This window comes from Adlercreutzia sp. ZJ154 (assembly GCF_011039055.1).
In the GTDB taxonomy this organism is placed as follows: domain Bacteria; phylum Actinomycetota; class Coriobacteriia; order Coriobacteriales; family Eggerthellaceae; genus Adlercreutzia_A.
This window is the reverse complement of sequence record NZ_JAAKEF010000039.1, coordinates 1-1,478: the sequence shown is the minus strand read 5'-3', so window position 1 is coordinate 1,478 and position 1,478 is coordinate 1. Positions and strand designations below refer to the sequence as shown.

Below are 1,478 nucleotides of genomic sequence, written 5' to 3'. Positions count from 1 at the left end.
GATCGTGTGCCGAAAGTTGGTGTCAGGAGCCACTTTGAGATAGAAGTGACCATTGCCTAGAATCGTTTTTGTGAAAGTAACCGATTCAGCAGAAAGGCAACGGCCACTATGGACACTTTACAGGATAAAGGAACGCTCGAAAACCTTCCATTTCGCGAGGATGGGACCATCGACATCAACGAGATGATGCGTCGTGGGCTCGAGACGATGATCAATCAAATAATGGACTGGCAGGCAGACGAGATCTGTGGTGAGGGTAATCGGCGCAACGGCTATCGCGAACGTAAGCTTATAACTATGCTCGGCGAGATAACGATGAGGATTCCCAAGCTTCGGGAGGGCACCTACTTCCCCGACGAGCTGATCAGACCCTACTCGCGCGTCGACCGGGCAATGGTTGGCGTCGTGAAAGAGATCTATGTGCGCGGTCTGTCCACTCGCAAGATTGAAAAGGTTGCCGACGCGCTGAAGTTCGGCTCTCTGAGCCCCTCGCGTATCTCGCGCATGACTGCTGATCTTGACGAGGAGGTTGCAGCTTTAAGCACACGTCGTTTCGACGGAATGAATTTTCCGTACCTGTGGCTTGATGCCACCTACCTCAACTGCCGCGACGAGGGTCATGTCCAGTCTAAGGGTGTAGTCACCGCCATAGCATGTGGCGAGGACGGCTCGCGCCAATTTGTCGGATTAGACGTGGTAGACACCGAGTCTACGGTTTCGTGGAAAGCGTTTTTGAGGGACCTGCGCAAGCGCGGCATTAAAGGCGTTAAGTGCGTTGTCTCTGATGAACATACAGGATTGGTCCAAGCGATAGCTGAAGTGTTCCAAGGGGCAGCGTGGCAGCGCTGCATCGTTCACCTTGAACGTAACGTGACGGGCTGGTTTTCTAAGAAAGAAGATAAGGCTATCGCCACGGCAGCCATGAAGGCAGTCTTTGCTGAGCGTGACCCGCAACTCGTGCGCGCTGCTTACCGTCAGGCAACAGAGCGTATCGCACAACTTAAGGGGCATGCAGGTGAGCTTCTTGAGGATGCCGAAGCTGACGCATTAGCTTATCTCGACTTCCCGTATGAGCACCACATTCGTCTGCGGACAAACAACGTGCAAGAGCGTGCTAACGAGGAGATAAAGCGACGGACTAAAGTCGTAGGCGTGTTTCCGTCGGTCGACTCAATGATGCGCTTAGTGGGGGCAGTACTCACCGACGTCAACGAGGAGTGGCTCAATGCGAAGTTTATGGACGCGACATCGCTTAAGGATGTGGTCAGGTCTAAGACGAGCCTTGATCCCATTCCTGACGACATCATGGAGAAGGCAAGGGTATGCATTGCAACGGCAATCGAGGAGAAACTCGGAAGGGCGGCATGATGCCAATAGTGTAATATATAGCTAGTTCTGGGCAATGCTGCGTTTGCTCGGGCGGGCTAAAGCCCGCACCTCCCAAACGCAATCATGACACCAACAATCGACACACAACC

Annotated in this window: 1 protein-coding gene; it reads left to right on the top strand. The window is 53.3% G+C overall.

Features of this window, described 5'->3' with window-relative positions:
* The first annotated feature begins 108 nt into the window (after nucleotides 1–108).
* Nucleotides 109–1,368: an IS256 family transposase gene (locus G7Y37_RS09040; RefSeq protein ID WP_165063136.1), complete on the top strand. Its 1,260-nt coding sequence runs from the start codon at nucleotides 109–111 to the stop codon at nucleotides 1,366–1,368.
* The last annotated feature ends 110 nt before the right edge of the window (nucleotides 1,369–1,478 follow it).